Annotated in this window: 1 protein-coding gene; it reads right to left on the bottom strand. The window is 47.4% G+C overall.

Annotated elements, in window-relative coordinates:
* On the bottom strand, positions 1-397 hold a 397-nt coding region (locus ASC50_RS05330), incomplete at both ends, for a P-loop NTPase family protein (RefSeq protein ID WP_226995414.1).

The following is a 397-nucleotide window of genomic DNA, read 5'->3' as shown; positions in this document are numbered from 1 at the left end:
CAATGTACCCTCACTCAAGCAGTCGGCTTCATCGAAAAAGATGATAAGCGGCTTGTCTAATGACATACAAAAAAAAGTCAACTCATCAGCCAGCACACCGGCATAATTGCTGTAGTCAGCACCTTTGGCAAATGTTTCTCCTTTTGGTATGTTCGAAAAGCGAAATTTTGATTGCATCCGCTTGACTATCGCCGGAATGCCGTCCTTCGGGTCAATAATACCCTGCGCCGCTTCCAATGAGCAATAAAGCGCATAATACTTGCCTTCATGGTTGATGTGGTTAACCACATCAAGCAATAGGGTTGTCTTGCCGCTCTGCCGCGGGGCGTGAATCACAAAATACTGCTCCTGCCCAATGAGTTCCCTGATGCCCGACAAACGCGATGAAGCCTCTATC

The sequence above is a fragment of the Candidatus Symbiothrix dinenymphae genome (assembly GCF_001431085.1).
The sequence above is the reverse complement of the archived record's forward strand: the minus strand, read 5'-3'. Positions and strand labels throughout refer to the sequence as shown.